Origin of the sequence: Streptomyces inhibens, from assembly GCF_003389455.1 — a bacterium.
Taxonomy (GTDB): Bacteria; Actinomycetota; Actinomycetes; order Streptomycetales; family Streptomycetaceae; genus Streptomyces; species Streptomyces inhibens.
The window spans coordinates 1-2513 of sequence record NZ_QUAC01000315.1 but is presented as its reverse complement, the minus strand read 5'-3'; the positions used below and the strand labels follow the sequence as shown (position 1 = coordinate 2513).

General features: G+C 72.3%; 1 protein-coding gene. It reads left to right on the top strand.

Annotated features, from left to right (window positions below; genetic code table 11):
* Positions 1-2513: Rne/Rng family ribonuclease (locus tag DY245_RS33705; RefSeq protein WP_181923994.1), on the top strand; the 2513-nt coding region annotated here is incomplete at both ends.

The window sequence follows — 2513 nt, the reverse complement described above, 5'->3', positions numbered from 1 at the left end:
GCCGAGGCCGAGACGCCCCGCCGCCGTGCCCGTCGCCGTGGCGAGCGCGCCGCCGAGCAGCCGGCCGCCGAGGCGCCCCGTGCCGAGGAGGAGCCCGTGCAGGAGGCGCCGCTGCGCGGCCGTCGCCGGGCACAGCGGCCGCCGACCGCCGTCTTCCAGCCGCCGGTCTTCACCGAGCCGATGTTCCAGACGCCGGAGACCGCGGCCGCCGCCGCCCATGCCGCGGCCCGCCATGAAGAGGTCGTCACCGAGCAGGTGACGGAGGAGCAGCCCGCCGCCGCGCGCCGTCGCCGCCGTCGTGGCGCCCCGGCCGAGCCCGAGCAGGTGACCGCGGTCGAGGAAACCGAGACCGAGGAAGCCGCCGAGCCGGAGGCCGAGCAGGGCGAGGCCGGCCGCGGTGAGGACGAGTCCGCAGACCGTCCCTCGCGCCGTCGCCGCCGTGGTGGCCGTCGCCGCCGTCGCGGTGAGGCCGCCGAGGGCGCCGACGAGCAGTACGCCGAGGAGCGGGAGGCCGAGGCGGAGGCCGAGCCCGAGGAGGGCGAGGAGGAGGCCGCCGAGCAGCCGGAGTCGCACGAGGAGGCCGAGGAGCAGGCGGGCGGCACCAGCAGCAGCCGTCGTCGCCGTCGCCGGCGCCGTCGCACCGGTGAGCCCGCCGAGGTCGAGGCCGGCAGCGCCGACGACCCGGAGCGTACGGTCGTCAAGGTCCGTGAGCCCCGCAAGAAGGACGAGGGCACCAGCGCGGACGAGGTGCAGTCGATCAAGGGGTCGACGCGCCTGGAAGCCAAGAAGCAGCGCCGTCGTGAGGGCCGCGAGCAGGGCCGCCGCCGGGTGCCGATCATCACCGAGGCGGAGTTCCTCGCCCGCCGCGAGGCCGTCGAGCGGGTGATGGTCGTCCGCCAGAGCGGCGAGCGCACCCAGATCGGTGTCCTTGAGGACAACGTGCTCGTGGAGCACTACGTCAACAAGGAGCAGGCGACCTCGTACGTCGGCAATGTCTACCTCGGCAAGGTGCAGAACGTCCTGCCGTCGATGGAGGCCGCCTTCGTCGACATCGGCAAGGGCCGTAACGCCGTGCTGTACGCCGGTGAGGTCAACTTCGAGGCGCTGGGCATGTCCAACGGCCCGCGCCGGATCGAGACCGCGCTGAAGTCCGGCCAGTCGGTGCTGGTGCAGGTCACCAAGGACCCGATCGGCCACAAGGGTGCCCGCCTGACCAGCCAGGTCTCGCTGCCCGGCCGCTACCTGGTCTACGTGCCCGAGGGCTCGATGACCGGTATCAGCCGCAAGCTCCCGGACACCGAGCGGGCGCGGCTCAAGCAGATCCTCAAGAAGATCGTCCCCGAGGACGCGGGCGTCATCGTCCGTACCGCCGCGGAGGGCGCGAGCGAGGAGGAGCTGGCGCGCGACGTCCAGCGGCTGCAGACGCAGTGGGAAGAGATCCAGAAGAAGGCCAAGAGCGGCGGCAGCTCCAACGCGCCGAGCCTGCTCTACGGCGAGCCGGACATGACCGTCCGGGTCGTCCGCGACATCTTCAACGAGGACTTCTCCAAGGTCATCGTCAGCGGTGACGACGCCTGGGAGACCATTCACGGCTATGTCGCGCATGTCGCGCCGGACCTCACCGACCGGCTGCAGAAGTGGACCTCGGACGTCGATGTCTTCGCGACGTACCGGATCGACGAGCAGCTGATGAAGGCGCTGGACCGCAAGGTCTGGCTGCCCAGCGGCGGTTCGCTGGTGATCGACAAGACCGAAGCGATGATCGTGATCGACGTCAACACCGGGAAGTTCACCGGTCAGGGCGGCAATCTCGAGGAGACGGTCACCAGGAACAACCTGGAGGCGGCCGAGGAGATCGTGCGTCAGCTGCGGCTGCGCGACCTCGGCGGCATCGTCGTCATCGACTTCATCGACATGGTGCTGGAGTCCAACCGGGATCTGGTGCTGCGGCGGATGCTGGAGTGCCTGGGCCGGGACCGTACGAAGCACCAGGTGGCCGAGGTCACCTCGCTCGGACTGGTCCAGATGACCCGTAAGCGGGTCGGCCAGGGCCTGCTGGAGTCCTTCTCCGAGCCGTGTGTGCACTGCAACGGCCGTGGCGTCATCGTCCACATGGACCAGCCGACGGCTGTCGGCGGTGGCGGCAAGCGCAAGAAGAAGGGCAAGGCCGCGCAGGCCGAGCCGCACGTCCACGAGGCCGAGATCGCCGCGCCGACCCCGGACGGCGGTGCGCCCGAGCTGGAGCCCGCCCCGGTGACGGAGGCCGAGCTGCAGCCCGCGGTGGCCGAGACCGATGAGTGGTTCAGCAGCCCCGCGGAGGCCGAGGCGGCCGCCGGCCGTAGCCGTGGCCGTCGTCGGGTGAGCCGGAAGGTGTCCGCTCCGGCGGGCGCCCCCAAGGCCGCCGAGGAGACCGCCGCGATCGTGGTGCCGGTCGAGCCGACGCCCGCGCCGGCCGCCGAGCCGGAGCCGGTCGCCGAGGTGCCGGCCGCGGAGCCCGCGCCGGCCCGTCCGCG